The 25,656-nt window shown below is 72.1% G+C and carries 22 protein-coding genes, 1 tRNA gene and 1 pseudogene; 16 read left to right on the top strand and 8 right to left on the bottom strand.

The genetic code is table 11. The features are described from left to right. Positions 1 to 76 precede the first annotated feature (76 nt). From O7603_RS19535 to topA, 3 genes are all read left to right on the top strand, one after another. On the top strand, positions 77 to 619 hold the full coding sequence (locus tag O7603_RS19535; protein WP_281571246.1) for a hypothetical protein: 543 nt from the start codon (positions 77 to 79) through the stop codon (positions 617 to 619). After that, positions 610 to 1,422, top strand: coding sequence for a hypothetical protein (locus tag O7603_RS19530; protein ID WP_281571245.1), 813 nt, complete (start codon positions 610 to 612; stop codon positions 1,420 to 1,422). Before O7603_RS19535 ends, O7603_RS19530 begins: the two co-directional genes overlap by 10 nt. 312 nt (positions 1,423 to 1,734) lie before the next feature. After that, the gene (topA, locus tag O7603_RS19525) at positions 1,735 to 4,560 is read left to right on the top strand and encodes a type I DNA topoisomerase (protein ID WP_281571244.1); all 2,826 of its coding nucleotides are present in this window, start codon (positions 1,735 to 1,737) and stop codon (positions 4,558 to 4,560) included. Between the two features lie 56 nt (positions 4,561 to 4,616). On the opposite strand, the gene O7603_RS19520 is transcribed toward topA, so the two are convergent. The 4 genes from O7603_RS19520 to O7603_RS19505 form a co-directional block, all read right to left on the bottom strand. Continuing rightward, positions 4,617 to 5,117, bottom strand: a complete 501-nt coding sequence (locus O7603_RS19520) for a MarR family transcriptional regulator (protein WP_281571243.1) — start codon at positions 5,115 to 5,117, stop codon at positions 4,617 to 4,619. 82 nt (positions 5,118 to 5,199) lie between these two features. Next, positions 5,200 to 6,831, bottom strand: coding sequence for an anibiotic ABC transporter (locus O7603_RS19515; protein WP_281571242.1), 1,632 nt, complete (start codon positions 6,829 to 6,831; stop codon positions 5,200 to 5,202). Further along, positions 6,828 to 7,727: an ABC transporter ATP-binding protein gene (locus tag O7603_RS19510; RefSeq protein ID WP_281571241.1), complete on the bottom strand. Its 900-nt coding sequence runs from the start codon at positions 7,725 to 7,727 to the stop codon at positions 6,828 to 6,830. Before O7603_RS19510 ends, O7603_RS19515 begins: the two co-directional genes overlap by 4 nt. Before the next feature lie 134 nt (positions 7,728 to 7,861). Further along, entirely contained in the window at positions 7,862 to 9,178 is a 1,317-nt protein-coding gene (locus tag O7603_RS19505; protein WP_281571240.1) for a D-arabinono-1,4-lactone oxidase, read from the bottom strand. 224 nt (positions 9,179 to 9,402) lie between these two features. On the opposite strand from O7603_RS19505, the gene O7603_RS19500 reads away from it, so the two are divergent. After that, positions 9,403 to 9,978 (top strand): TetR family transcriptional regulator, encoded by a 576-nt coding sequence (locus O7603_RS19500; protein ID WP_281571239.1) that lies wholly within the window; start codon positions 9,403 to 9,405, stop codon positions 9,976 to 9,978. Positions 9,979 to 10,346: 368 nt separating this feature from the next. Here O7603_RS19500 and O7603_RS19495 read toward each other — a convergent pair whose 3' ends face one another. Continuing rightward, positions 10,347 to 11,561: an amino acid deaminase/aldolase gene (locus O7603_RS19495; RefSeq protein WP_281571238.1), complete on the bottom strand. Its 1,215-nt coding sequence runs from the start codon at positions 11,559 to 11,561 to the stop codon at positions 10,347 to 10,349. Positions 11,562 to 11,709: 148 nt separating this feature from the next. Here O7603_RS19495 and tmk point away from each other — a divergent pair, with 148 nt between their 5' ends. The 8 genes and pseudogenes from tmk to O7603_RS19455 all read left to right on the top strand — a co-directional run. Then, complete coding sequence (tmk, locus tag O7603_RS19490; protein WP_281571237.1) at positions 11,710 to 14,055, top strand: dTMP kinase; 2,346 nt, start codon at positions 11,710 to 11,712, stop codon at positions 14,053 to 14,055. Continuing rightward, positions 14,055 to 15,371, top strand: coding sequence for a DNA polymerase III subunit delta' (locus O7603_RS19485; RefSeq protein ID WP_281571236.1), 1,317 nt, complete (start codon positions 14,055 to 14,057; stop codon positions 15,369 to 15,371). Before tmk ends, O7603_RS19485 begins: the two co-directional genes overlap by 1 nt. A 290-nt stretch (positions 15,372 to 15,661) precedes the next feature. After that, positions 15,662 to 15,991 carry a YbaB/EbfC family nucleoid-associated protein gene (locus O7603_RS19480; protein ID WP_281571235.1) on the top strand — a complete coding sequence of 110 codons (330 nt, stop codon included), beginning with the start codon at positions 15,662 to 15,664 and terminating at the stop codon, positions 15,989 to 15,991. Between the two features lies 1 nt (position 15,992). Next, positions 15,993 to 16,298, top strand: a complete 306-nt coding sequence (locus O7603_RS19475; protein WP_281571234.1) for a hypothetical protein — start codon at positions 15,993 to 15,995, stop codon at positions 16,296 to 16,298. Further along, positions 16,298 to 16,984, top strand: a complete 687-nt coding sequence (locus O7603_RS19470; protein WP_281571233.1) for a hypothetical protein — start codon at positions 16,298 to 16,300, stop codon at positions 16,982 to 16,984. The genes O7603_RS19475 and O7603_RS19470 overlap by 1 nt, the downstream gene beginning before the upstream one ends. A 303-nt stretch (positions 16,985 to 17,287) precedes the next feature. Then, on the top strand, positions 17,288 to 18,154 hold the full coding sequence (gene ricT / locus O7603_RS19465) for a regulatory iron-sulfur-containing complex subunit RicT (protein ID WP_281571232.1): 867 nt from the start codon (positions 17,288 to 17,290) through the stop codon (positions 18,152 to 18,154). Between the two features lie 99 nt (positions 18,155 to 18,253). Next, positions 18,254 to 18,757 (top strand): AAA family ATPase, encoded by a 504-nt coding sequence (locus O7603_RS19460; protein ID WP_281571231.1) that lies wholly within the window; start codon positions 18,254 to 18,256, stop codon positions 18,755 to 18,757. Then, positions 18,758 to 18,967, top strand: a pseudogene (locus O7603_RS19455) (regulatory iron-sulfur-containing complex subunit RicT); the annotation flags it as partial. It abuts the gene before it with no gap. A gap of 112 nt (positions 18,968 to 19,079) precedes the next feature. On the opposite strand, the gene O7603_RS19450 reads toward O7603_RS19455, so the two are convergent. Next, entirely contained in the window at positions 19,080 to 20,954 is a 1,875-nt protein-coding gene (locus tag O7603_RS19450; RefSeq protein ID WP_281571230.1) for a metallophosphoesterase, read from the bottom strand. Between the two features lie 144 nt (positions 20,955 to 21,098). Between O7603_RS19450 and O7603_RS19445 the strand changes: the two genes are divergently transcribed. Next, positions 21,099 to 21,172, top strand: a tRNA-Thr gene (locus O7603_RS19445). 17 nt (positions 21,173 to 21,189) lie between these two features. Here O7603_RS19445 and O7603_RS19440 read toward each other — a convergent pair. Beyond that, positions 21,190 to 22,071 carry a site-specific integrase gene (locus tag O7603_RS19440; protein WP_281571229.1) on the bottom strand — a complete coding sequence of 294 codons (882 nt, stop codon included), beginning with the start codon at positions 22,069 to 22,071 and terminating at the stop codon, positions 21,190 to 21,192. Here O7603_RS19440 and O7603_RS19435 point away from each other — a divergent pair. Then, entirely contained in the window at positions 22,045 to 22,302 is a 258-nt protein-coding gene (locus tag O7603_RS19435) for a DUF6221 family protein (protein WP_281571228.1), read from the top strand. The genes O7603_RS19440 and O7603_RS19435 overlap by 27 nt on opposite strands. Positions 22,303 to 22,953: 651 nt before the next feature. Here O7603_RS19435 and O7603_RS19430 read toward each other — a convergent pair. Beyond that, positions 22,954 to 23,931, bottom strand: coding sequence for an alpha/beta hydrolase (locus O7603_RS19430; protein WP_281571227.1), 978 nt, complete (start codon positions 23,929 to 23,931; stop codon positions 22,954 to 22,956). 1,045 nt (positions 23,932 to 24,976) lie between these two features. On the opposite strand from O7603_RS19430, the gene O7603_RS19425 reads away from it, so the two are divergent. Both O7603_RS19425 and O7603_RS19420 read left to right on the top strand, forming a co-directional pair. Then, the gene (locus O7603_RS19425) at positions 24,977 to 25,303 is read left to right on the top strand and encodes a PadR family transcriptional regulator (protein ID WP_281571226.1); all 327 of its coding nucleotides are present in this window, start codon (positions 24,977 to 24,979) and stop codon (positions 25,301 to 25,303) included. Next, positions 25,300 to 25,656: a DUF1048 domain-containing protein gene (locus tag O7603_RS19420; RefSeq protein ID WP_281571225.1), complete on the top strand. Its 357-nt coding sequence runs from the start codon at positions 25,300 to 25,302 to the stop codon at positions 25,654 to 25,656. The genes O7603_RS19425 and O7603_RS19420 overlap by 4 nt, the downstream gene beginning before the upstream one ends.

Below are 25,656 nucleotides of genomic sequence, written 5' to 3'. Positions count from 1 at the left end.
ACCGGGGGCTTCCGCGGTTCCTCGCCCCCGAACCTGAGCGGTGCCAGCGCTCGACAGAGGCCGTACGCTGCAACGCATGCGTACGTGCCGGGCGACTGCCGCCGGAAAGCTCACGGTGGTCCTGGCCACGCTTCTCCTCGTCGCCGCCGGCTGCGGCGGTGGCCCCAGCCCCCGGGCGTGGGCGGCCTCGGTCTGCTCCGCGCTCGCCCCGTGGCGGTCGGAGATCAGCAGGCTGACCAGCAGCACCGACCAGCAGATGACCGCGCAGACGACCCCCGCGCAGGCCAAGGAGAACCTGGTCCGCCTCTTCGGCGGCGCCGAGCAGGCCAGCGAGACGGCCCGACGCAAGGTCGAGGAGGCCGGCGTCCCGGAGACCGACCGCGGCGAGGAGATCTCCGCCGGCTTCCGCGACTCCCTGGCGAAGATGCGGGACGCGTACGGCCGGGCGCGGGACGCCATCGAAGGGCTGGGCACCGGCGAGGCCACCGCCTTCTACGACGGCGTCCGGGCCGCGGTCGACACCCTGAACAAGGAGTACGACGCCAGCGCGCTGGACACCAGCAAGCTCAACTCCGAGGAGTTGAAACAGGCCTTCGACGAGGTGCCGGAGTGTCACTGAACGGGCGCGGCGACCCGTCGGGGGCGGAACTGCTCCCGACGCTCTTCCCGATGCCCGAGGCGACCCCGCAGCCCGAGGCGACCCCGCGGGCCCCGGCCCGCCGCCGTGCCCGCACCCGGCCCGAGCCCGCCGGCGAGCCGCCCGACCCGGCCCGGCCCGATGATGCGGCGGAACCCGGCGCGGCGGAGACCGACCCGGCCCGACCCGGCACCGCCGACGAGGCCCGCCGGCAGCTCGTCTTCTTCGGCGCGGAGACCGCCGAGCCGACGCTGGCCGATCTCGCCGGGCTGCTCGCCGGGCCCGGCGAGGTGGTCCGGATGGGCGGCACCGCGCGGGTCTCGGTGGTGGTCGACGCCGCCTGGCGGGTGCACGTCCTGGCGGCCGAACTGGCCCAGCGGGGGCTGGCGGCGAGCTGGGAGCCGACCGAGGACGCGCGGCACGCGGTCCGCACGTCGTACGCCCGAACCCTGAAGCCGCTCGCGGTCGCCTGGCTGCGCGGAACGGCGAAGCGGCCCCCGGCCGGCTTCCACCTCAACGGCCGGCGGCTGCGGCTCTGGCTGGCCGCGGCCGGGGTGGCCGAGCCGTCCGGGTTCCTGCTCCGGCTGGGCGCGGCGGACCAGGAGTGCTGGGAGCCGGTCGGCCGGGCCCTCGCGACGGTCGGTGTCGGCGGGGATCTGCTGGCACCGGAGGCGGGCGGACCGGCGTACCTCATCACTGGGCGGCGGCGGCTGCGCCGCCTCGCCGAACTGGTGGGGGACCGGCCCGCCGCGGCCCCGGCCCCGGCCTGGCCCGTGCTGGCCTGACGCGCGGGTCGGGGGGCCGCCGGGGTGTCCGGTCGCGGACAGCCGGGGGGACGATCCAGGCGGAAAACGGTCGGGTGACACCTCCGCCGACGGTCCGCCATCATCACAGTGACCCGCTGCGGGGCCTACCCACGGTGTACGGTGGCGCCGTCCGGCAGGTCCATCCCTGTCGGGGCGGTTTGCCGCCCGCGAAACCCGAAACGCGGACGGCGCGTTACGTTGGACATCCGGGCCGCCGGGTTCCGGCGGGTCGAACACGGCCCGAATCGGGCGCCGAACGGGTCGCGAGCAGGAGTGAGGTCGGGGAGAGACGTGCCGAGCAACGCTGGAACCACCCGTCTGGTCATCGTCGAGTCACCGGCGAAGGCCAAGACGATCTCGGGCTACCTCGGCCCGGGGTACGTCGTGGAGGCCAGCTTCGGGCATGTCCGCGACCTGCCGCGCAACGCCGCCGACGTGCCGGCCAAGTTCAAGGGCGAGCCGTGGGCCCGGCTCGGGGTGGACGTCGACAACGGCTTCCACGCGCTCTACGTGGTCTCCGCCGACCGTAAGCAGCAGATCAGCAAGCTGGTGAAGCTGGCCAAGGAGGTCGACGAGATCTTCCTGGCGACGGACGAGGACCGCGAGGGCGAGGCCATCGCCTGGCACCTGGTCGAGACGCTGAAGCCCAAGGTGCCGGTCAAGCGGATGGTCTTCCACGAGATCACCAAGCCGGCCATCCAGGCCGCGGTGGCCAACCCGCGCGAGATCGACCGCGACCTGGTCGACGCCCAGGAGGCCCGGCGCATCCTCGACCGCCTCTACGGCTACGAGGTCTCGCCCGTGCTGTGGAAGAAGGTCATGCCGAGGCTCTCGGCGGGCCGGGTGCAGTCCGTGGCGACGCGGATCGTGGTCGAGCGGGAGCGCCAGCGGATGGCCTTCCGCACCGCCGAATACTGGGACATCCTGGCCACCCTCGCCGTGCGGAACGCCGGCGAGGGCCCGCGGACGTTCAACGCCACCCTGATAGCGCTGAACGGCGACCGGATCGCCACCGGCAAGGACTTCGAGCCGACCACCGGCCGGGTCCGGGCCGGCGCGGGCGTGGTCCACCTGGACGAGGGAGGTGCCCGGGGCCTGGCGGCCCGGCTGGAAGGCCGGCCCTTCACGGTCACCCGGGTGGAGGAGAAGCCCTACCGGCGCCGCCCGTACGCGCCGTTCATCACCTCCACGCTCCAGCAGGAGGCGGCCCGCAAGCTCCGGTTCTCGTCCCAGCAGACGATGCGCACCGCGCAGCGGCTCTACGAGAACGGCTACATCACCTATATGCGTACCGACTCGGTGAACCTGTCGGAGACCGCCATCGCGGCGGCCCGCCGGCAGATTATCGAGCTCTACGGCGAGCGCAGCGTGCCGCCGGAGCCGCGCCGCTACACCGGCAAGGTGAAGAACGCGCAGGAGGCGCACGAGGCGATCCGCCCGGCGGGGGACAACTTCCGCACCCCGGGCGAGGTGGCCAAGGAGTTGTCCGCCGAGGAGTTCAAGCTCTACGAGCTGATCTGGCGGCGCACCATCGCCTCGCAGATGACCGACGCCGTCGGGTCCAGCGTCTCGGTCCGCATCCGGGCGATCTCCTCGACGAGCGAGGAGGTCGACTTCGGCGCCACCGGCAAGACCATCACCGATCCGGGCTTCCTGCGGGCGTACGTCGAGTCGAGCGACGACGAGAACGCCGAGGCCGAGGACGCCGAGCGGCGCCTGCCGACCCTGGTCAAGGACCAGCCGCTGACCGCCGAGGAGCTGGCCGCGCAGGGGCACCACACCCAGCCGCCGTCCCGCTACACCGAGGCGTCGCTGGTCAAGGCGCTGGAGGAGCTGGGCATCGGCCGCCCCTCCACGTACGCCTCGATCATGCAGACCATCCAGGACCGCGGATACGTGAACAAGCGCGGCCAGGCGATGATCCCGACGTTCCTGGCGTTCGCGGTGATCGGGCTGATGGAGCGGCACTACCCGCGCCTGATCGACTACGACTTCACCGCCAGCATGGAGAACGAGCTGGACGAGATCGCCGGCGGTGACCACGCCGCCGTCGACTTCCTCACCTCCTTCTACTTCGGCAGCACCAACGGCACCGGCGACCAGACCATCGCGCACGCGGGCGGGCTGAAGAAGCTGGTCACCGAGAACCTCAGCGAGATCGACGCGCGCAGCGTCAACTCCATCCCGCTCTTCACCGACGACGAGGGCCGCGAGGTGGTGGTCCGGGTCGGCCGCTACGGCCCGTACCTCCAGCGGGCGGTGCCCGGCGAGCAGCCCGCGCCCCCGGCCGAGGGCGAGGAGGGCGGCACCCAGGGCGACCGGGCGCCGATCCCGGAGGGCCTGGCTCCGGACGAGCTGACCCCGGAGAAGGTCCACGAGCTGTTCCTCGGCGGTGGGGGCGAGCGCAAGCTCGGCGACGACCCGGCCACCGGCGAGCCGATCCTGCTGAAGTCCGGCCGGTTCGGTCCGTACGTGGCCAGCGGCGAGCGCAAGTCGTCGCTGCTGCGCTCGCAGTCGCCCGACTCGCTCACGTTCGACGAGGCGTTGAAGCTGCTCAGCCTGCCCCGGCTGGTCGGCGTCGCCCCCGACGGCGTCGAGGTCTTCGCCAACAACGGCCGCTACGGCCCGTACGTCAAGCGGGGCGAGGAGTTCCGGTCGCTGGACTCCGAGGACAAGATGTTCACCGTCACGCTGGACGAGGCGCTGGCCCTGCTGGCCGCACCGAAGACGCGCCAGCGGCGGGCCGCCGCGCCGCCGCTGCGGGAGATGGGCGTCGACCCGCTGACCGAGAAGCCCCTGGTGATCAAGGACGGCCGGTTCGGCCCGTACGTGACCGACGGCGAGACGAACGCGTCGCTGCGGCGGGCGCAGACTCCCGAGGCGCTGACCATCGAAGAGGCGTCCGAGATGCTCGCCGAGAAGCGGGCGAAGGGCCCGGCACCGCGCAAGAAGGCGGCGGCGAAGAAGGCCCCGGCCAAGAAGGCCACGGCGACGAAGAAGGCGACGGCGACCAAGAAGACCGCGGCGGCGACGAAGTCCACCGCGGCCAAGAAGACCACCACCGCCAAGGCCACCCCGGCGAAGAAGGCCGCCCCCCGCAAGGCGGCCGCGGAGTAACCCTGTCGGGGCGGGGCGCACGGCCGGTGTCACCCGGCTGGCGCTCCGCCCGGCGGTCAGTCGCCCGGCTGCGCCTTCTGCCGCTCCTCGCGGCCCTTCTCCCAACGCTCCGCGGCGGCGCTCATCTCGTCCTGGACGAAGAGGAAGAAGTCCCGCAACTCGGCGAGTCGCGCGCCGGCCGACGAGGTCTCGTCGCCGACCGCCACCACGCCCTCGTGCACCACGTCGGCGAACCTCGTGTAGATCCCGCTCCGGATCATCGAGGTGTACGTGCTGGACCGGGCGGCCTTGTAGAGGTCCCGGCGGGATCCGGGGGCCGGCTCGCGTACGGCCATGCCGACGTGGATCAGGTAGCGCACCGCCCCGGAGACGGCGGCTGGGCTGACCCCGAGCCGATCGCTGATCTGCGCCGCGGTCAGCCCGGGCTCCTCGGCGACCATCAACGCCGCGAGCACGCGCGACGGCATGCGGGGCACCCCCATGTCGCTGAAGGTGAGAGCGAAGTGCTCGATGAAGCGTCGTACCGCTTCCTCGTCGCGTTGGCCTGCGGATTGCATCTGCTTATCTTTCACTGCTTCGTGACCGGCGGCGCGGCCGGCGTCGAGCCGGTCGCGCCGCGAACGGGGCCGCCCGTCGGATTCACGCGGCCAGGTTACGTCGGCGGAAGAGGGCCAGCCCCGCCACGCCGAGCGCCAGCGCGACGGCGGTCATGAGCACGATCGGCGCCGCCGTGGCATCGGCCGGTACAGCCGGGATGTGGCTGAACGGCGAGAGTTCCCGCACCGCCTCGGGCACGCCGAGCAGCGCCCCGTACGGGCCGGTGACGAAGCTGAGGGCGAAGCCGAACCAGGTCAGCCCGACCGAGACGCGGGGCAGGAGCCCGAAGAGCGTCAGGGCGAGCCCGGCCAGGACCAGCGCGGCGGGCAGTTGCAGGTACGCCGTGCCGGCCAGCTGCCCGATCTGCCCGCTGAGATCGTGGACGCTCGCGCCATAGACCAGCCCGATCGAGAGCGCGGCGAGCCCGAGCATCGCCACGGCTCCGGCGGTGGCGACCACGACATGACTGCCCAGCCAGGTCAGCCGGCCGGTCGCGGTGGCGAGCACCACCTCGGCCCGCCCGCTCGCCTCCTCGACTCTCGCCCGCAGTAGCGCCTGGACCAGATAGCCGGCGACCAGCGCGCCGATGGTCGCCATCATCGCGGCGAAGAAGGCGTCCATCACCTCGTGCCCGCCGCCACCGGCGAGGTCGTTGAGCGTCCCCGTGACGTTCTCGTTCACGGCCAGCTGATCCTTCACCGCGTTGGCTATCGACCCGATGATCAGGCCGAACACGGTGATCGTCACCGCCCAGCCGAGGACCGTGCCGCGTTGCAGCCGCCAGGCCAGGCCGAGCGGGCTGAGCAGCGCGGAGGACGCCCGCGTCGGTCCGGGGCGGTCCGCGAACAGGCCCATGCCGACGTCACGGCGCGCGGTCAGCGCGAAGGACACCGCTGTCATGACCGCGAAGAGCGCGAGCGGGAGCGTGAGTACCCACCACCGGTCGCCGGCGTAGGGCCGTACCTGCATGGTCCAGCCGATCGGGGAGAGCCAGGCGGGCCAGGCGCTCGTCATCGTGTAACCGTCCGGCCGTACCTCGCCGAACGCGTCGGCGAGGCCACGGACCAGGTAGGCCGCGCCGACCGCCGTGGCGGCGATCCCGTTGGCGGCGCGCGCGCCCTGGGTCAGTTGCGCGGCGGCGGCCGCGATCGCCGCGAAGGCGATGCCGGCGCTCCCGACCGCGGCGCCGGCGGCGAACGAGCTGGCGGCCGACTCGCCGTTCCCGGCGAAGGCGAGCCCGATCAGCGCGGCGAGCGCGATGTTGGCGCCGACCACGACGGCCAGGGCGGCGGTCAGGGTGGCGTGCCGGCCGACCGCCGTCGCGCCGATCATCTCGGCGCGTCCGGTCTCCTCGTTCTGGCGTGTGTGCCGGACAACGGCGAAGGTGCTCATGAAGCCCGCCATCAGCGCCAGGAACGCCAGGATTCCGAAGACTGTCATCTGGCCGTCGCTGGTGCCGGTGGGGGCGGCCCGGAACATCAGCAGCCCGGGCGTGTCGACGGCGACGCGCAGGACGGCGAGCCGGTCGGCCTCGGTCGGATACTGCGTGTCGATCGCCGAGCTGGCGAACGCCCCGAGTGCGACGGTGCTCAGGATCCAGACCGGCAGCTGTACGCGGTCGCGCCGCAGCGCGAGGCGGGTCAGTCGGGTGGCGCCGGTGAAGGAACCGCTCATCGCGCGCTCACCAGCTCGTCACCGTAGTGCCGCAGGAAGAGCTCCTCCAGCGATGGCGGGGCGCTGGAGAGCGCACGCACGTCGAACTGGGTCAGATACTCCAGCACATGGTTCAGCTCGGCGCTGTCCACCGAGAAGGTCGCGTGGGTGGCCACCCCGTCGACGTCGTGTACGCCGTGCAGGTCGGCAAGCCCGGCGACCGGACGTGTGGTCTCCACCGTGACCGTGGTGCGGGTCAGGTGTCGCAGCTGGGCGAGGGTGCCACTCTCCACCGTGCGGCCCTGCCGGACGATGCTCACCCGGTCACAGAGCGCCTCCACCTCGGAGAAGAGGTGGCTGGACAGCAGAACCGTCCGGCCCTGCCGCTTCACCTCGCGTACGCACTCCTGGAAGGCCGCCTCCATCAGCGGGTCCAGCCCCGAGGTCGGCTCGTCGAGGATGTAGAGCTCGACGTCGGAGGCGAAGGCGGCGACGATCGCGACCTTCTGCCGGTTCCCCTTCGAGTACGTCCGCGCCCGCTTGGACGGATCGAGCTGGAACCGCTGGATCAGCTCCTCCCTGCGGCGCTTGTCCAGGCCGCCCCGGAGCGACCCGAAGAGGTCGATCGCCTCCCCACCGGTCAGGTTCGGCCACAGGTTCACGTCGCCCGGCACGTACGCCAGCCGTCGGTGCAGGGCCACGGGCTCCCGCCACGGATCTCCGCCGAGCAGGTTGACCGCGCCCGCGTCCGCCCGCAGCAGCCCGAGCAGGACCCGGATGGTCGTGGATTTCCCGGCGCCGTTCGGGCCCAGGAAACCGTGCACCTCGCCGACGTCGACCTGCAGGTCCAGTCCGTCGAGCGCACTCACCCGGCCGAAGGTCTTCACCAGGCCGGCCACCGAGATAGCACTAGTCATGGCCCGAACGCTACGCCCGCTTCACAGAATCGTGAAGTCTGTGAAGCGTATAAAACGCGTTAAGAATTCGACGCCGTCGGACGGGTGCGTTGGCGATTCGGATGGGCCCGCGGCCGGCTCGTCCCGACCCGACGTCAGTGGCCGAGGACGTGGGTCAGATGGGGATTCGTGAAGACCCGGTCGGGGTCGAGGCGGTCGCGGACGGCGAGGAAGTCCGCCCAGCGGGGGTACACCGGGGCGAGCGTCGCCGCGTCGCGCCAGTGCAGCTTGCCCCAGTGCGGCCGGCCGCCCAGCCCGGCGGCGACCTGCTCGAACGCGGTGAAGTACGGCTCGTACGGCATGCCGACGTACTGGTGGACGGCGAGGTAGACGGAGTCCCGCCCGTACCCGTGCGAGAGCCAGATGTCGTCGGCGGCGGTGAAGCGCACCTCGACCGGGAAGAGCACCTTGAACGGCAGGCCGTCCACGATCCGCCGGAGCGCGTCCAGCGCCTCGGGGAGTGCCGCGCGCGGCAGCCCGTACTCCATCTCGACGAAGCGGACCCGGCGCGGGGTGCAGAAGACCTGGTCGGAGCGGCCGGTGTAGCGGCGTTCGGTGAGCGCCCGCGCGGAGACCGCGCTGATGCGCGGGGCGAGCGCGGGCACCGCCCGGCCGAGCCGGCAGGCGCCGGCGAAGACGGTGTTGGACAGGAACTCGTCGTCCAGCCAGCCACGAAGCCGGGACAGCGGGCGGTCGTCGGCGGGCACCCGGTCGTTGGTCTTGACCTGCACCCGGCTGGTGTACGGGAACCAGTAGAACTCGACGTGGTCGTGCGCCTCGATCAGCTCCGGCAGCTCGCCCAGCACCGCGTCCAGCGGCGCCGGCCGCTCGTGCGCGTGCAGCACGAACGCGTCCGCGCAGCGCAGCGTCACGTCGACCAGCGCGCCGAGCGCGCCGAGGGAGACCCGGGCGGCGGCGAAGACGTCCGGCCGCTCGTCGGCGGAGCAGTGCAGCACCTCGCCGGTGCCGGTGACCAGGGTGAGCGCCTCGACGAAGGTGGCCAGGCAGCCATACCCGGCCCCGGTGCCGTGGGTGCCGGTGGAGATCGCGCCGGCGACGGTCTGCGCGTCGATGTCGCCGAGGTTGGGCAGGGCGAGGCCGTGCCGCATGAGCACGTCGTTGAGCGCGTGCAGGGTCATGCCGGCCGGTACGGTGACGAGCCTGCGCTCCGCGTCGACGCGTACGGCGGTGTCCAGCGCGGCCAGTTCCATGCGCGCGTCCTCCGCGAGCGCGATGGCCGTGAAGGAGTGCCCGCTGCCGGCCACCCGGATCCGACCACCGGCGGCCCGGGCGGCCCGGACGGCCTCGGTGACGTCGGCGAGGGAGCGGGGACGCAGGATGGTGGTGGCGGTGCCACGCTGGTTACCGGCCCAGTTCGTCCAGGGGGCGGTGGGAGGTGCGGTGCCGACCATGGCGCTCCTCGATATGAATATGAACTGACTTCATATCAGGAACGTTGTCGCTGGTAAATACCGCAACTGAGTCCCGCTCGTTGTACCGGTAGTCACGAACTCGTGACGTGCAGATATGTTCATCCGTCGAAGGGGGGTGGCGCCGAGTGTCCACACCAGCCGCCACGACCGGGCCTCTGCGCCGGGTACCGGTGCAGGGTCGAAGTGTCGCGCGTGTCCAGCGAATGCTGGACGCCTGTGCCGAACTCGTCGACGAGGTGGGGTACGAGGGACTGACCACAACCTTGCTCGCCGAGCGTGCCGAGGTGGCGATCGGGTCGGTCTACCAGTTCTTTCCGGACAAGCGGGCGATCGTGCAGGCGTTGACCCTGCGCACGATGGAGTCCTACCTCCAGCGCCTCGACGAGCGGTTCGCCTCCGACGACCTGACCCACTGGTGGGACGGCGTCGACGCGGGCATCGACGAGTACATCACGATGCACCGCACCGTCCCGGGATTCCGTACCCTGCACTTCGGCGACGTGGTCGACCTGCACCTGCTCGATGAGCAGCGGGACAACAACGGGGTGATCGCGGACCAGCTGGCCCGCGTGCTCACCGAGCGCTTCGGGCTGACCGACGTCCCCGAGCTCCGGTTCCACCTGGAGATCGCGGTGGAGGTGGCCGACGCGCTGATCAAGCTCGCGTTCCGCCGCAAGCCGGACGGCGACGATCGGGTGCTGGCCGAGGCGAAGGCGTTGATCCGGGACTACCTGCACCGCCAGGTCGACGCCCCGGCCGACGCCCGACAGGCCGGCTGAGCCCGGCCCGCCGGCACGGTGCGGTGGCGGCGGTAGGTCAAGGCCCGGGGTGCGCCGGGCGGCGAAGCTGGGCCCGGAGGTGCGCCGGGCCGGAATGCGGGGCCCGGGGGTGCGCCGGGCGTGCGGTACCAGGGCCCGGGTGCGCCGGGCGACACCACAGCGCAAGGCGCCTCCCGGGGTGCGCCGGGCGGACGAGTCGTGCGCCGGGCCGGCGGCTCATCGGCCGGTCCGGCGGATCGTGCGCCCGCCCGGCGGGTCATGGGCCGGTCCGGCGGATCGTGCGCCCGCCCGGCGGGTCATGGGCCGGTCCGGCGGTCATGGGCCCGCCCGGCGGCTTCCGGGCCGGGCCGACCCGGCCAGCCGCACGGTCAGAGGAACGCGTTCCCCTCGCCCCGATAGGTGGGCACGGTCGCCACGACCGTGTCCCCGTCGACCAGGTGCAGCTCGTTGACGTGCTCGCACAGCTCGCCGGCCTTGGCGTGCCGGAACCACACCCGGTCGCCGACCCGCAGCGTCGCCGCCGCCGCGCCGGCCAGCGGGGTCTGCACCTCGCCGGCCCCCTCGGTGCCGATCAGGGAGAGCCCGGCCGGCAGGACCGGCCGGGGCAGTCGGCTGGCCGCCGCCTGACCGGAGGCGATCCAGCCGCCGCCGAGCACGGTCGCCAGGTCCGGCGTCGGCCGGCGCACCACCGAGCAGGCGAAGTACGCCGCCGGGGTCGGGCGCCAGGCGCGGTACGCGTCGAAGAGCGTCGGGCCGTACAGGCCTGATCCCGCGGTGACCTCGGTGACCGCGGGATCGGCGCTGGTCGCGGCCACGCTGCCTGTGCCGCCGCCGTTGACGAACTCCAGGTCGGCGTGCTCGCGGACGGCCGCCACCGCCGCGCCCCGGCGGGCCAGTAGCTCCCGGTACGAGCCGCGCTGCGCCAGCCGGATCGCCTGGCCGAGCACCGCTCCCGCCCGCCCGGGCGGCGCGTCGCCGAGGCCGGCGATCTGTGCCTCGTACGCCATCAGGCCGACCAGCCGGAAGCCGGCGCGCCCGGCGACGGCGGCGGCGAGCGCGCCGGCGGCCCGGGCGCTGTGCACCGGCGATCGGCGGACCCCGACGTGCACCCGCCCGCCGAGTGGTCGCCAGGACGCGTCCAGGTCGAGGCAGACCCGCAGCTCGGGCCGCTGGTCGGGAGCGCGTACGGCGTCGACCAGGTCGAGCTGGTCGACGCCGTCGATCATCAGCGTGACCGCCGCGGCGAGGGCTGGGTCGGCGCTCAGCTCGGCGAGCGCTCCCCGGTCCGCGGTGGGGTACGCCACCAGCACGTCGTCGGTCACTCCGGCCCGGACCAGCCAGATCGCCTCGGGCAGGGTGAAGGCCATCACGCCTCGCCAGCCCGGCCGGCGCAGTGCCCGGCTGATCAGCTCCCGGCTGCGGACCGACTTGCTCGCGAGCCGGACCGGCTTGCCGGCGGCGAGCCCGGTCAGCGCGATCGCGTTGGCATCGAAGGCGGTCAGGTCGACGACGGCGTACGGCGGGTCGAGGTGGTCGGTTGCCCGATCCAGGCGGTCGCGAAGTTTGTCGCTTTCGGTGGCCACGTGTGCACGCTAACTGTCCGGCGGTCAATGCGAAATACCCTCGCGTCTGCCCGGGTGCGGTGGGTGGTCCCGGCGGCCTAGGCTCGACGAGCAGGAGAATGTCGCGGGTGGGGTGGCTCCCCACCGGGTCTAGAGTGTTGCACCGGGGATGCCCAGCGATGGGCCGGCACGTGGAGGTACGGCCATCGAAAGCCAGAACAACGGCGAGTCGCCCGGCGTGTCGCCGTCCGGCGGCCAGCCCGGCGAGTCGGCGGGTCAGATCGGGAGCACCGCGGCCCCGGTCGGCAGCGCCGCGGGGCAGTTCAACAGCGCCACGGCCCAGTCCGGCAGTGGATCCGGCCAGCCGTCCGCGGCGACCCAGACCGACCGCTCCGGCTACAGCGCCATCCGTTCGGTGCTGCGGATCCGCCCGTTCCGCCGGCTCTGGATCGTGCTCGGCGCCGCCTCCTTCGGTGACTGGCTCGGCCTGCTCGCCACCTCCGTCTTCGCCGCCGCCCAGGTGCAGGGCAGCACCGCCAAGGGCGCGGCCTTCGGCCTCGTGATCGCCATCCGGCTGCTGCCGGCGCTGGTGCTCGGCCCGATCGCCGGCGTCTTCGCCGACCGGTTCGACCGGCGCTGGACGATGGTCATCTGCGATGTGCTGCGCTTCGTGCTCTTCGCCTCGATCCCGCTGGTCGCGCTGCTCGGCGCCCAGGGCGGGGTCGTCGTCGGCTGGGCCACCATCGCCACCTTCCTGATCGAGTCGATCACCCTGCTCTGGATCCCGGCCAAGGAGGCCGCGGTCCCCAACCTGATCCCGCGCGCCCGGCTGGAGACGGCCAACCAGCTCACCCTGATCACCACGTACGGCCTGACCCCGGTGCTCGCCGCGCTGGCCATCGCGGTGCTTGACCGCAGCGTCCGGGCGGCCACCGGCGGTGAGGTGCCCGGCTGGGCCGAACCGGCGCAACTGGCGCTGTGGTTCAACTCCTTCTCCCGGCTGGCTACCGCCGTCGTGGTGGCGTTCGGCATCAAGGAGATCAGCCAGACCCGGGCCACGGGGCACGAACGCGCCGAGCAGAGCATGACCCGGCAGTTCGCCGAGGGGTGGCGGTTCATCTCCCAGACCCCGCTGGTCCGAGGCCTGGTGCTCGGCATCTTCGGCGCGTTCGCGGGTGGCGGCATCGTGATCGGCACCGCCCGGTTCTTCGCCAACTCGCTCGGCGCCGGTGACGCCGCCTTCTTCCTGCTCTTCGGCGCCATCTTCATCGGCCTGGCCCTGGGCATCGGGCTCGGCCCGATGATCGTCAAGGAGATGTCCCGGCGTCGCTGGTTCGGGATGAGCATCGTGCTGGCCAGCGCGGCCGTGATGACCCTCGCCTTCGCCATCCACCTGTCGATGGCGATCCTCGGCGCGGTCCTGGTCGGTGCCGGCGCCGGGATGGCCTTCCTGGCCGGCACCACGCTGCTCGGCGGCGAGATCGCCGACGAGGTCCGCGGCCGGGTCTTCGCGGTGGTGCAGATCGGCACCCGGCTGGTGCTGATCCTGGCGATCGCGCTGAGCAGCCTCCTCGCCGGTGTCGGCGGCTCCCGCAAGCTGGAGATCGCCGACCTCGGGATCTCGATCTCGTCCACCCGACTGCTGCTGCTCGCCGCCGGCGCGGCCGGCATCTTCGCCGGCATCAGCGCGTTCGGTCAGATGGACGACAAGAAGGGCGTCCCGGTCCTCGCCGACCTCTGGGGCTCGATCCGGGGCCGCCCGCTCATGCCCGCCGAGCCGTTCGTCTCCAACGGCCTCTTCGTGGTGTTCGAGGGTGGCGAGGGCGCGGGGAAGTCGACCCAGCTGGCCGCGCTCGCCGAGCAGCTGCGCGGGCAGGGCCGGGACGTGGTGGTCACCCGCGAGCCGGGCGCCACCACGGTGGGCGAGCGGATCCGGTCACTGGTGCTCGAGGACTCCGGCGCCGAGGCGCCCTCGCCGCGGGCCGAGGCGCTGCTCTACGCCGCCGACCGCGCCCACCACGTGGCCACCGTGGTCCGCCCGGCGCTGGTCCGCGGCGCCGTGGTGATCAGCGACCGGTACGTCGACTCGTCCCTGGCGTACCAGGGCGCCGGTCGCACGCTCCCGGTGGACGAGGTCTCCTGGCTCTCCTCCTGGGCGACCGGCGGGCTCAAGCCCGACCTCGTGGTGCTGCTCGACATCGAACCGCAGACCGGCCTGTCCCGGGCCGCCGCCCGCAACCAGGCCGCCGACCGGCTGGAGGCCGAGTCGGTCGCCTTCCACGAGCGCGTCCGGTACGCCTTCCTCGACCTCGCCGCCGCCGACCCGAAGCGCTACCTGGTGCTCGACGCCTCCCGCCCGGTGGCGGAGCTCTCCGAGCTGGTGGCTCGGCGGGTCGACGATCTGCTCGGCGACCCGGCCGGGATCGTGCACCCACGGCCGGCGCAGGGGCCGGACACGTCGGTGCAGCCGGAGTTATCCGAATCGGAGCTCGTGACGATGGAGAAGCGCCCCTGATGCCGGACGTCTTCGCCGACCTGGTCGGCCAGGACGAGGCGGTCGCCACGCTCCGCCGGGCCGCCGCGGCGGCGGCCGCCGTGCTGCGGCAGGCCGCCGCCGACCGCGCGACCGCGCTCCTCCCGGTCGGCGCGGGCGACGAAGGCACAGCGGGTGACGACGGCACGCCGGCCGGGCCGGCCGGCGACGGAACGCCGGACGCCGGGGCGACCGGCCGCGCGCCCGACCCGGGTGCCGGGATGACCCACGCCTGGATCTTCACCGGTCCGCCCGGCTCCGGGCGCTCGGTGGCGGCGCGCGCCTTCGCCGCCTCCCTCCAGTGCGCGTACGGCACGGGCTGCGGCGAGTGCCCCGGCTGCCACACCACCCTGGCCGGCACCCACGCCGACGTGCGGCTGGTGGTGCCGGAGGGACTCTCCATCGGGGTCGGCGAGATGCGGGCGCTGGTGCTCCGCGCCGCCAGCACCCCGTCCGGCGGGCGCTGGCAGGTGGTGGTGATCGAGGACGCCGACCGGCTCACCGAGGCGGCCGGCAACGCGCTGCTCAAGGCGATCGAGGAGCCGCCACCGCGCACGGTCTTCCTGCTCTGCGCCCCGTCCACCCACCCCGACGACGTCTCGGTGACGGTCCGGTCGCGCTGCCGGGTCGTACCGCTGCGGCAGCCGCCGGCCACCGCGGTGGCCGAGGTGCTGGTCCGCCGGGACGGCGTGGCGCCCGACGTGGCACAGTGGGCGGCGGCGGCCGCCCAGGGGCACGTCGGTCGGGCCCGGCGGCTGGCCCGTGACCCCGAGGCCCGCAAGCGGCGGGACGCGGTGCTCGCGGTGCCGCGCCGACTGACCGGCGTGGGCGCGGCGTTCGACGCGGCCTCCGCGCTGATCGAGGCGGCCGAGGCGGAAGCCGAGGCGTCCGTGACGGAGGCCGACGCCGCCGAGCGGGCGGCGCTGGAGACGGCGCTCGGCGCCGGCGGCACCGGCCGGGGCGCCGCAGGTGCCATCCGCGGCGCGGCCGGGCAGCTCAAGGACCTGGAGAAGCGGCAGAAGTCGCGGGCGACCCGGGCCCAGCGGGACGCGCTGGACCGGGCTCTGGTCGACCTCGCCGGTTTCTACCGGGACGCGCTCACCATGGCGCTGCGTGCCCCGGTCGCGCCGGTGCACATCGACACCGCCGCGCTGGCCGGCGCCGGCGCGCAGAAGTGGGACGCCGAGGGTGCGCTGCGCCGGCTGGAGGCAGTGCTGGAGTGCCGCACCGCGATCGAGGCGAACGTGAAGCCCCGGATCGCCGTCGAGGCGATGATGCTCGCCCTCTGGCGGGGCTGACTCCACCCCGGGCATCGCCCCGGCCGATGCGTGCCTGACCGACAGCCCGGCCGATGCGTGCCTGACCGACAGTCCGGCCGGTGCGTGCCTGGGCGTCGCGCCGGCCCATGGTGCCTGGGCGTCGCGCCGCCCGGTGCTTGCCCGCCCGAAGCGTGCCCACGCGGTCCCGCCCGCCGGACCGCTCATCCACAGGCATCGACAGCTCCGATTGCCGTGCGGTACGGTCCGGGAATGCCGTGGTGACGGCGACGACACGCCCAGTGATGGTGAGTCCCGGGAGGAGTCCGCCGATGCCACGGGGGGAGATCGACGAGGCCTGGATCGAGGAGGCGGTGCGGCGTTACCGCCGGATCGAGTCCCTCCAGGCCGAGTTCGACCAGGCGGTGTCGACGGTGGAGGTCACCGTGCGGTCGCCCGACGGCCTGGTCGAGGTCGTCGTGACGGCCGGGGGCCGGATCACCGACGTCCGCTTCCTCGGCCCCCTGCACGCCCGCAACCCCCGCAACGTGGCCGGTTCGGTGCAGGCCGCGGTCACCGCCGCCGCCGACGCGGCCGTGTGGGCCCGGGAGAAGCTGCACAACGAGACCTTCACCGCCTACCGACCGCTCGCGGGAGCCTGACATGGACACCCTGCGCGCCCTCACCGCCCGCCTCGACCAGGCGAGCGCCACCCTCACGACCCTCTCCCACACGGTCACCGCGAGCGACCCGGCGCAGGCCGCGTTCGGCGTCGACGCGCTCGGGCGTCCGGGTGAGGTCGGCCGGGCCCTGCACCGGCAGTGGGCGGCCGCCACCGACCACCGGTCGCGGGAGGCCCGCGCGGCCGCCGGCCGGCTCAGCGCCGTCGCCGCCGCAGTCCGCGAGGCGGCCGACGGCTACGCCGACAGCGACCGGGCGGCCGGGCTGCGGCTCGCCGGGGAGGCGTGATGGACGCGCTGGACCGGCTCGCCGAGCCCGGCCTCGACCTGCTGCGTCGCGTCGACACCCTGCTCGCCGCCGGCGCCCCGGAGTCGCACCGGGTCTGGCCGCTGCTGCGCCGGATGCAGGTGCTCCCCGGTGAGGCGGTGCGCACCTTTCTCGACCTGCGTCCCGTGCCGCTGGCGGGCGCGGGGCACGCGGTGCGCCGGCTGGTCCGTGGCTACGACGACGTCTCGGCCGCGCTGACCGACCAGGTGCTCTGGTCCGGTCCGGCCGCCGAGGCGTACGGGCAGGCCCGGGCGGCGCTGCTGCACCACCTGGACGAGGGCCCGGAGAGCCTGGTCGGCCGGCTGGAGTCCACCGCCGGCTACGCCGACGCGCTGGCCGACTGGGTGGAGGGCAGCCGCCTCGCGCTGGCCCGGGCGCTCACCGAGGTGCTCCGCTCCGCCGAGGCGGTCGCGGTGGTCGCCGCGACCTCGATGGTGACCGGTGCGGCGTCCCGCTCCGGGCCGGCCGGTCCGGGCGTCGGCGAGGCGGCCGAGATCGCCGCCCGGGTGCTGGCCGTGCTCTGCGTCGCGTACGACGGGGCCGAAACTCTGCTGCGTGAGTGGGCGCCCAGCCTCGCCGAGTCGACCTGGCGGCCGCCGGTGGCCGGCCGCTCCCGCGACGACACCCCGACCCGGGTCGGCTGGTAGCGGTCCACCAGGCCCAGGGGCCGGACAGCCGACGGCGTCGCGCTCGAGCGCCCGGCCGAACCGGGCACCGGCAGCGACGCCGTGGCTTCCCCCTGCACCCCCCGCAGGTCTGCCTCCACTCAACGCCTCCGCCGGTCGTTTGTCGCCCGCGCCAGCCCGGATTCAGCCGTCCGGGCGAGGGGCAACGGCACGACGGGTTGGCCGGCGGGTCGGTCGAGTCGACCGTCGTGGATGGCTGCACGGTGTAGTCGTCCGGCGACGCCCGGCCCGCCTCCGGCCGCCGGTCCGTCGTAGGGTGGGGGCATGGGCATGCTCTGTGCGGTCAGCTTCAACCGGTACGGGCGCCTCTACTACCTCGACCCCGGCGAGCTGCGTCCGCAGGTCGGCGACCGGGTGCTGGTGCCCACGGACGACGGGCCCGAGGTGGCGGAGTGCGTCTGGGCCGCGCAGTGGGTCACCGAGGAGACCGACGGCTTCCCCAAGCTGGCCGGTCTGGCCGGCGAGGAGGACCTGCGCCGCGACGAGGCGCTGCGCCGGCGTAAGGCCGAGGCGAAGGTGGCCGCGAAGAAGCTGATCCGGGCGCACGGCCTGCCGATGAAGGTGGTGGCCGTCGACCACGTGCTCGGCTCCGGCGAGAGCAGCGGCGGTGGTGAGCGGACGACGGTCTACTTCACCGCCCCGCACCGCGTGGACTTCCGGTCGCTGGTCCGTGACCTCGGCGCCACCCTGCACTGCCGCGTCGAGCTGCGTCAGCTCTCCGCCCGCGATTCGGCCCGAGTGCAGGGCGGCATCGGTTCCTGCGGTCGGGACCTCTGCTGCGCCACGTTCCTCACCGACTTCGAGCCGGTGACCATCCGGATGGCGAAGGACCAGGATCTGCCGCTCAACCCCCTGCGCATCTCCGGGGCGTGCGGCCGACTGATGTGCTGCCTGAAGTACGAGCATCCTTTGTACTCCAGGTTCCAGGAGTCCGCCCCGGCGATCGGCGCCCGCGTCACCACGCCGGGAGGGGAGGGCCGCGTGGTCGGCCACAGCGTCCCGAGGGACGCGGTGACCGTCCGCCTGGACGCCGACGGCTCGCGCTCCATGTGCTCCCGCGCCGACGTCTGCGGCTCCCGCCGCGCCTACGAAAGCCGTGACCAATCAGGTCCGGAGGGCGCAGCGCGTTGATCGACGTGCCTCGTCGCTCACGGCTGTGATCCCGCCTCAGATGACCGAGCAGCCGTGCGGGACAGCATTTGTCTCACCCTTGCTCGTTATCATCCAGCGATGGGCATGAGGAACTATCTGATTGAAGGCGTCTCCGGCACCGGCAAGACTTCGGTTTGCAAAGAGTTGCAGCGGCGCGGCTATCATGCCATCAATGGTGACCGAGAACTGGCTTATCAAGGTGACCCGGAGACTGGTGAGCCGTCGGACGGTCTCAAGCACGAGCACCACATCTGGCACGTGGATGACGTGAGAGCTCTGGTCGCCAACCACGACGAGCCGGTGACCTTCTTCTGCGGGGGTTCACGGAACTTTCACAAGTTCATCGATTTGTTTGATGGCGTCTTTGTCCTTGACGTCGACCTGCACACCTTGAATGGGCGACTTGACGGGCGACCGCAAGACGAGTGGGGCGGAAGACCGGCGGAACGCGAACTCATCGCCCGATTGCATCGAACGAAGGAAGACATTCCGAGAAGCGGTACCGTAATCGACGCCACGGCACCTCTCGCGAGCGTCGTCGACGAAATCCTTAATCGAGTAATGCTGTCTCCGAGCAAGTAAGAGCACCCGCTCTACCAGCGGTTCCAGGAGTCCGCGCCGGCGATCGGCACCCGGGTCTCTAGCCCGGAGGGTGACGGCCGGGTGGTCGGCCACAGTGTGCCCCGCGACTCGGTCACCGTGCGGCTGGACGCCGACGGCTCCCGTTGCTCCTGCTCCCGGGCCTCCGTCTGCGGCCCCCGCCAAGCCCACGACCAGCACTACAACGCCTGACCCCCTTCGCAGGCGCCCGCCCTCACCGGCCCTCCGCGTTGATCATGAAGTTGTTGCCCTCCGCGTCGGCGTGTCGGGGCAACAACTTCATGATCAACGCGGAGAGGGCGGGTCAGGTGAGGGTGATCGGGGGTTCGGCCAGGCGCGGGGTCAGTGGGGTTTTCGGGGTCAGCCAGGAGGCGGTGGGCGTCTGGTCGGGGTTGACCTGCCAGTCCCGGGCCACCCGGTCGACCGCCACCGGGTAGACGGTCAGCGTGCCGTCCGGGTCGATGCGCATCCGGAGGAAGGACTTCGCGTCCTCGATGCCCTGGCCGGCGAAGAGTTCGTTGACGTTCACCCCGAACGCGCCGGCGATCATCAGGTACGCCGCCACCAGTTGACTCGCCACCAGCCCACTCACCGGGCCGTAGAGCACCGCGGCGGCGGCCACCGGCAGCGGCCACGGCCAGTCGTAGAACGGCAGGTGCAGCCAGGCCCAGGTGCCGGCCGCGCCCAGCCCGACGTGGGCCAGCCCGTGCCCGACGCCGAGGATCCAGTGCCGGGCGTGCCGCTTCCCGCCGGCGCTGGGCGGCTTGGCGAAGAAGGCGGCGCCGAGCAGCGTCACCACCAGCATCACCACTAGCGGGACGCTGAACAGCCGCTGCTCGGTGGTGCCCACCCGGTTCGCCGCCACCCCGGCCATGGCCAGCATCAGCAGGGTGTGCAGGGTGCCGAGCAGGGTGGCGAAGCCCGGGTTGCGCAGCGGCAGCCGGGGGAAGATCCCCCAGCCGTAGCGCCGGGAGCGGGCCGCGTCCGGATAGCGGGCCACCAGGTCGTACGGCCGGGTGAGGCTGGACCGCCGGGCGAGGGTGTCCTTCGGAGGCACCTCGATCCGCTCCGGGAGCTTGTGCGTCGGATACAGGTAGGCGCCACCGCCCCCGCATGTGATGAGCTGCCGCTCGTCGCCGGCGTACCGGGCGTAGTGGTGCAGGTCGCCGGAGACCAGCAGCCGGACCTGCGCCCCGGTCGGCGAGATGATCGTACGGATGAAGTAGTCGATCGAGTCGTACGCCGTGGGGTGGTCGACCGCCTTGACCCACGTCGGCGCCGGCACCGCCAGGATCACCCTGCTCTGCGGGCCCAGCTTCCGCGCCACGGTGTCGAAGTAGGCGAGCTGCGGATCGTCCAGGTACGAGCCGGACTGGTCGTCCAGGCCGAGCAGCCACCAGTCGGCGGGCAGCTCGACGGCGAAGTAGGAGCGGGACTGGCCGGTGCCCCAGCCGCCGAAGTGCCGGTCCCGGGACCGGACGAAGAGCCGCAGGAAGGCGGTCAGGCCGTCGTACCAGTCGTGGTTGCCCGGCACCGCGAACAGGGTGGGACGTTCGGGCGGGGCGACCGGCAGCGCCGCCTGGTACGGCCCCTTGCACCGGTCCTCGTACGCCTCGTAGGCCGCCGACGGGTAGACCTGGTCGCCCCCCATCACCAGGGTCTGCGCCCGGGGCAGGCGGTGGCCGTCGACCTCCAGCTCGCGCTGGGCCAACAGGTACGCGACCGAGTAGGTGGAGTTGAAGCCGTCGCCCAGGTCGGCCACGTAGTCCAGCCAGAGCCCACCGTCCGGCCCGACCTGCCGCTCGATCCGGGCGTCGAGGGAGTTCTGCAGCTCCCGCTTGTCCAGGTACGCCCCGAAGAGCATCGCCAGCAGCGTACGGAGACCGGTGCTGATCAGCAGGAGCGGCGCGAGCCACGGCACCGGCTTGCGCGGGGTGAAGCCCAGCTCCAGCGGATCCGTGGTCCGCGGCCGGCGGGCCGCCCGGTGGCCGGCCGGCTCGCTGGCGGCCCCGGCGCCCGGGCCGGTCGAGGGCTCGCCGGCGGTGGGGCCGCTCGGGGATCCCGCGGCGCTGCCGGCGGTAGGGTCGCTCGCGCTGCTCTCGGCGGCGGAGCCGTCCGCGGCCGGGAAGTCCTCCGGGTCGCGGGCCGGGTCGTCGGGGCGGGGGTGGTCGTCGCTCACGCGCCGCAGCGTAGTCCCGACCCGCCGTGAATGCTGTCCGGCGACCGACCGGATCGCACCCGATGTCCGGCTTGCCGAGGGCGGCCCGGGCGGGGGTATCCGGTTCGGCCGTAGCCGGGGCGTGCCGTACACTTGGCGATCGTTGCCGCCTTAGCTCAGTCGGCTAGAGCGACGCACTCGTAATGCGTAGGTCGACGGTTCGATTCCGTCAGGCGGCTCGGTACAGAAGCCCAGGTCATCGGCCTGGGCTTCGCCGTTTCCCAAGGTCGACAACCTCGCCGCCAACCGTGCCAGTCCGCAAATAGTCCGCATCCCGCGCCGCGACCGCCTCGTCCAGCCGGTTGGCAACAGCGTCCAGGTCGTCACCGAACAGCCCCGCGTACACGTCCAGCGTCATCGACGCCGAGGCGTGCCCAAGCATCCGCTGCACCGCCTTGACGTTCGCACCCGCCGCCACGGCCAGACTCGCGGCCGTGTGCCGCAGATCGTGAGGAGTCAGCCCGGCCAGCCCGACCGACGCCGCTGCCGGCGCGAAGACTCGCGACCGGAAGTTGGTGTTGCGCAGCGGCCCGCCGGCTGGCGCGGTGAACACCAGCTCGTCCCGGCGCTTGCCGGCCACGTGCGCGGCCAGCTCGTCGACGAGGAAGCGCGGGATCGGCACCGAACGGCGCTGATGGTTCTTCGGCGTGCCCTCGACCAGCTCTCCGCCAACCTCGGCGAACGCCACGGCGACCGTCACCCGACGCCGCAGGAGGTCCAGCCGCGACACCCGCAGCGCTGACGCCTCACCCCACCGCAGCCCGGTGTAGGCGAGGGCCCGCACCAGCAACCTATAGCGCCCGCACGCCTCCGCGAGCCTCGCCACCTGGTCGTGGTCGAGAAACACCGGCTCCTCCCGAACCACCCGAGGCAGCCGCACGCCCTCCGACCCAGGCAGAGCCGAGCAGACCAGGGCCAGGGCGACAAGGTCGTTCGTCCGGTAGGGCGCTCCACCTTGTCGCCCTGGCCCTGGCCCGCTCCACGGTGTGTGGGTCGGCGGCAGACGGGATGGCAGCGAGTAAGCGGCGTGGCGGCGCGCGAGAATCGGCGGATGGAAGATCTCCTGCGGTTCCTTCATGCCCGCTACGAGGCGGACAACCATGCTTATGCCGAGGTGGCCCACCGGTTCGGCGGTGAAGCTCTGCTCGACAGCCACCTGCCGATGCTCGACCTGGTCGAGATGCTGGCACGGGAGTACGAGGCGATGGACCCCTCTGACGAGCGTTTCGCTGGTCTCGCGTACGCGGTCCGAGTGCTGGCGCAGTCCTACTACGAGCACCCCGACTACCGACAGGAGTGGCGCGTGTAGCGGTGCCGAAGGGCGATGTCAGTTGGGCCTAATCGCGGGACGAGTGTGGGCGTGCCGACCAGCGGGTCAGTCCGCATCCAGTCCGCAAGAGGTCGGTGGATTGCGGGGGAGCGGTGAAAGATGCCGAGAAGCGTCTTCGCTGGTAGCTGCACATGCGGGCAGGTTGCAGACCCGCCTACCTTGATCTCGTAATGCGTAGGTCGACGGTTCGATTCCGTCAGGCGGCTCGGTACAGAAGCCCAGGTCACCGGCCTGGGCTTCGCCGTTTTCCAAGGTCGACAAACTCGCCGCCAGCAGTGCCAGTCCTTAGATAGTCCTTGTCCCGCGCTGTGACCGCCTCGTCTAGCCGGTTGGCGACCGCGTCCAGGTCGTCACCGAACAGTCCCGCGTACACGTCAAGGCGGCGCCGGCCTGGCCCCGGCCTGCTGGCGACCTCCGGCCGGCATCGGCCGGGCCGGCCGGCCATGCCTGGGGACGACCAGGACTACAAGACCTCGGGGCTCCGCCCCGAACCCCGGCCCTCCTCAGAGATCAGCCGCGCGGATCACCTCGCCGGGCACCACAAGGGCTACCAGCTTCACCGGACGGGGACGAAGGTCGTACGTCCGGCAGGGCGCTCCACCTTGTCCCCGTCCGGGGAAGCCGGAAGATCTACGACTGCCCGAGGAGGAGATCAGGTCCCAGCGGCAAGCGGCGCTGTAGCCAGGTGACGATGAGTTCGTCGAAACCCGCAGCCCTCTCGGCAGGGGTGTAGCGACCCTGCTTGACCTGCGCGGGTCCCTTGCCCGTGTAGACGCGAATGTTGTGGTCAGCACCGGGAAAGACCACCATCGCGTGATCGGTATGGCCAGCGTCCTTGAGGGTGTTGCTGATGGCGCGCACGCTCGCCTCTACCGGCACCAGCAGGTCATCTGCGCCGAAGATTGCCAGCAGCGGGCAATTTAGAGCTGCCAGTGCAGGGGCAGGGTCGTAGTCCGCGATGCCCGCGATGAATGCGATGGACCGGGGTGTTGTTCCAGCGAGTAGCGGATACCAGGGGGCGGCATGCCAGTGCGCTTGCGCGGCGTGCACTCGCGCGGGGTCGTCGCCTGACTGAACCCGCTGGACCTGGTCGCGTAGCAGAACAAGCGCCTGCTGGATGTCCGCGCTGCTGAAGCCCTCCGCCGCGAGTTGGTGGCGGAGCCGGTACTCCTCCTGAGCTCGCGCGTTCACGCCCGGACCTGACACCGTCACCACCGCCGCTATCCTGTCGTCGGCTGACGCCGCGAGTTGAGCCACCCAGCCTCCCTGGCTGCCGCCGATCAGCGCGACCGCACCGGATAGCACGTCCTCGCGGCTTCTCACCGCCCGGACCGCAGCCACAGTCTCCTCAGCGCGGTCGGCCATGGTCTGACGGGTCCAATCGCCCGTTGAGTCTCCAGAACCGGGCTTGTCATAGGCGAGGCTCGCAAAGCCGGCGGCGGCAAGCCTCGTCTGCCACGGCCCCTGGTTGCGACCACCCGGACCAGAACCTTCGACGAAGACCACTGCCGGGCACGGACCCGGCCATGGCGGCCGGACGAAATCGCCGATCAGCTCGTTCCCGTCGTCCTCGAACGACAGCTCCGCAGTCACCGGCTCGAACAACACCCCGTCAACCGTACGAGGTGCCTGCTACCCCATCCGTAGCCTCGTTGTACAGCCAACCATGCAGCCAAGCCGGCCGAAAAGCAGGAGTGGCGAGCGACGGAAGCCGACAAGTCGAGCAGGTCAGCGGCAGCGGCCGACACCAGCCGACAACAGTATTGATCTTTGCAAGGCAGGGAAGTGCGGGCGTGCCGTCGCGTGCCCGATGGGACGGGACCTGAGGGTCAACGGCGGTCAGCTCCTGGACGTGGCGGCCGGCATGGCGGCGCAGGTCAAGCCAGGTCGGCGCTCCGCGAGTGTCGGCCGTGTCCACACTTCCTAAACCGTGTAGCGAGCCCTACAACGAGTCGCTCCATGCGGGGCCGGATGGGGAGTGCACGCACTGATCTACCCAGCAGGCATCGATGTCGCCCTGCCCCCATTCGGTGCCGGGGCAACCGGCGCTGCTGCAGTGCGTTGTTTCGTCGTCATCAAGGGTCACCGTGCCGTTGCATCGGCGAGGGATCGGGGTTCCATCGACAGATCGCCCCCCAGCCACCTCCGCGAGTTGCCTGGCCTGATCCTATAGATCGAAAGGACAGCGCCTCTGCCAAGACCCCCGCAGTCCTCATCCAGTCCTCAAGACGCCGAATCGCCATCATCGCCAGTGAGAGATGTCGGAAGGTAGATCCGCAGCTCAATCAACATTTGACCAGGTAGGCGACATGGGCAACCTGAACTCGTAGGGCATCGTCTCTATCGATGAGGATTTGCGTCGCCGCCCGCAAACTCCGCCACACGACCAGGCGTCGCCGATGGTCTGACCAGGACCCCGGTGCGACGGGGAACTTTCGAGGACCTGCTGCGCCGCGGGTTCTTCCGGCGGGGACGGGCCGCCCGGTTCCACCGGGGCCTGCGCGGTTGGACCCGCCTTCTCGCCGAGCCTGCTCGGGCTACCGCTTCCGCCTGACCGGCAGAAATCTCCAGTACTCGGTACTACCGCCTAGCGGTACTCAGTGCTACCGTATACCAGTACCCGGTGCTACTAGATACCGGATTGGGGGCTGCGGTGGAGGATCTGACCGAGATGCTGAAGGGCACGCTTGAGGGCTGCGTGCTCGAAATCATCGGCCGTGAGGAGACCTACGGCTACGCCATCACGCGCCGCCTGAACGAACTCGGTTTCGCCGACGTCATCGACGGCACGGTGTACACCATCCTGCTGCGCCTGGAGCGCAACAGGCTCGTCCAGGTGTCGAAGCGGCCGTCCGAGGTGGGTCCGCCGCGCAAGTTCTACACGCTCAACGACGCCGGGCGCGAGGAGCTCGCGACGTTCTGGACGAAATGGCAGTACGTCTCCTCACGGATCGACAAACTTAAGGAGGGCGGGGCATGAGCTTCTGGGAGACCATCACGGGCAGCGATCTGACCCGGGAGTGGAAGGCGTTCGAAGGCCGGGCGCAGGCGTTGCCGGCCGACTATCAGGCCGCGTGGGGACAGATCGTGGCTCACCTCTTCCCGTACGGGAGCTTCACGGGCCGCAACCTGACCCCGATCGCCGAGGCCGCTCTCGGGTTGCTCGAGGAAGCCGCGGCCGACGGGCAGCGCATTGACGAGGTGCTCGGCGACGACATTGCCGGCTTCTCGACGGCACTGGCCGGCGGGGCGGGGGCCCGCGATTACCGCGACCGGTGGCGGGAGCAGTTGAACCGGAATGTCGCACGCAAACTGGCCCGGCTAGGAGGCTGA

Source organism: Micromonospora sp. WMMD812 (assembly GCF_027497215.1).
Classification (GTDB): domain Bacteria; phylum Actinomycetota; class Actinomycetes; order Mycobacteriales; family Micromonosporaceae; genus Micromonospora.
This window is presented reverse-complemented; position numbering and strand designations above follow the sequence as displayed.

Bases quoted from the DNA above. Each gene is read 5' to 3' on its own strand.
- O7603_RS19535 (WP_281571246.1), top strand. From the start codon at position 77: ATGCGTACGTGCCGGGCGACTGCCGCCGGAAAGCTCACGGTGGTCCTG.
- O7603_RS19520 (WP_281571243.1), bottom strand. From the start codon at position 5,117: ATGCAATCCGCAGGCCAACGCGACGAGGAAGCGGTACGACGCTTCATC.
- O7603_RS19515 (WP_281571242.1), bottom strand. From the start codon at position 6,831: ATGAGCGGTTCCTTCACCGGCGCCACCCGACTGACCCGCCTCGCGCTG.
- O7603_RS19510 (WP_281571241.1), bottom strand. From the start codon at position 7,727: ATGACTAGTGCTATCTCGGTGGCCGGCCTGGTGAAGACCTTCGGCCGG.
- O7603_RS19505 (WP_281571240.1), bottom strand. From the start codon at position 9,178: ATGGTCGGCACCGCACCTCCCACCGCCCCCTGGACGAACTGGGCCGGT.
- O7603_RS19500 (WP_281571239.1), top strand. From the start codon at position 9,403: ATGCTGGACGCCTGTGCCGAACTCGTCGACGAGGTGGGGTACGAGGGA.
- tmk (WP_281571237.1), top strand. From the start codon at position 11,710: ATGCCCAGCGATGGGCCGGCACGTGGAGGTACGGCCATCGAAAGCCAG.
- O7603_RS19485 (WP_281571236.1), top strand. From the start codon at position 14,055: ATGCCGGACGTCTTCGCCGACCTGGTCGGCCAGGACGAGGCGGTCGCC.
- O7603_RS19480 (WP_281571235.1), top strand. From the start codon at position 15,662: ATGCCACGGGGGGAGATCGACGAGGCCTGGATCGAGGAGGCGGTGCGG.
- O7603_RS19475 (WP_281571234.1), top strand. From the start codon at position 15,993: ATGGACACCCTGCGCGCCCTCACCGCCCGCCTCGACCAGGCGAGCGCC.
- O7603_RS19470 (WP_281571233.1), top strand. From the start codon at position 16,298: ATGGACGCGCTGGACCGGCTCGCCGAGCCCGGCCTCGACCTGCTGCGT.
- ricT (WP_281571232.1), top strand. From the start codon at position 17,288: ATGGGCATGCTCTGTGCGGTCAGCTTCAACCGGTACGGGCGCCTCTAC.
- O7603_RS19460 (WP_281571231.1), top strand. From the start codon at position 18,254: ATGGGCATGAGGAACTATCTGATTGAAGGCGTCTCCGGCACCGGCAAG.
- O7603_RS19435 (WP_281571228.1), top strand. From the start codon at position 22,045: ATGGAAGATCTCCTGCGGTTCCTTCATGCCCGCTACGAGGCGGACAAC.
- O7603_RS19440 (WP_281571229.1), bottom strand. From the start codon at position 22,071: ATGAAGGAACCGCAGGAGATCTTCCATCCGCCGATTCTCGCGCGCCGC.
- O7603_RS19420 (WP_281571225.1), top strand. From the start codon at position 25,300: ATGAGCTTCTGGGAGACCATCACGGGCAGCGATCTGACCCGGGAGTGG.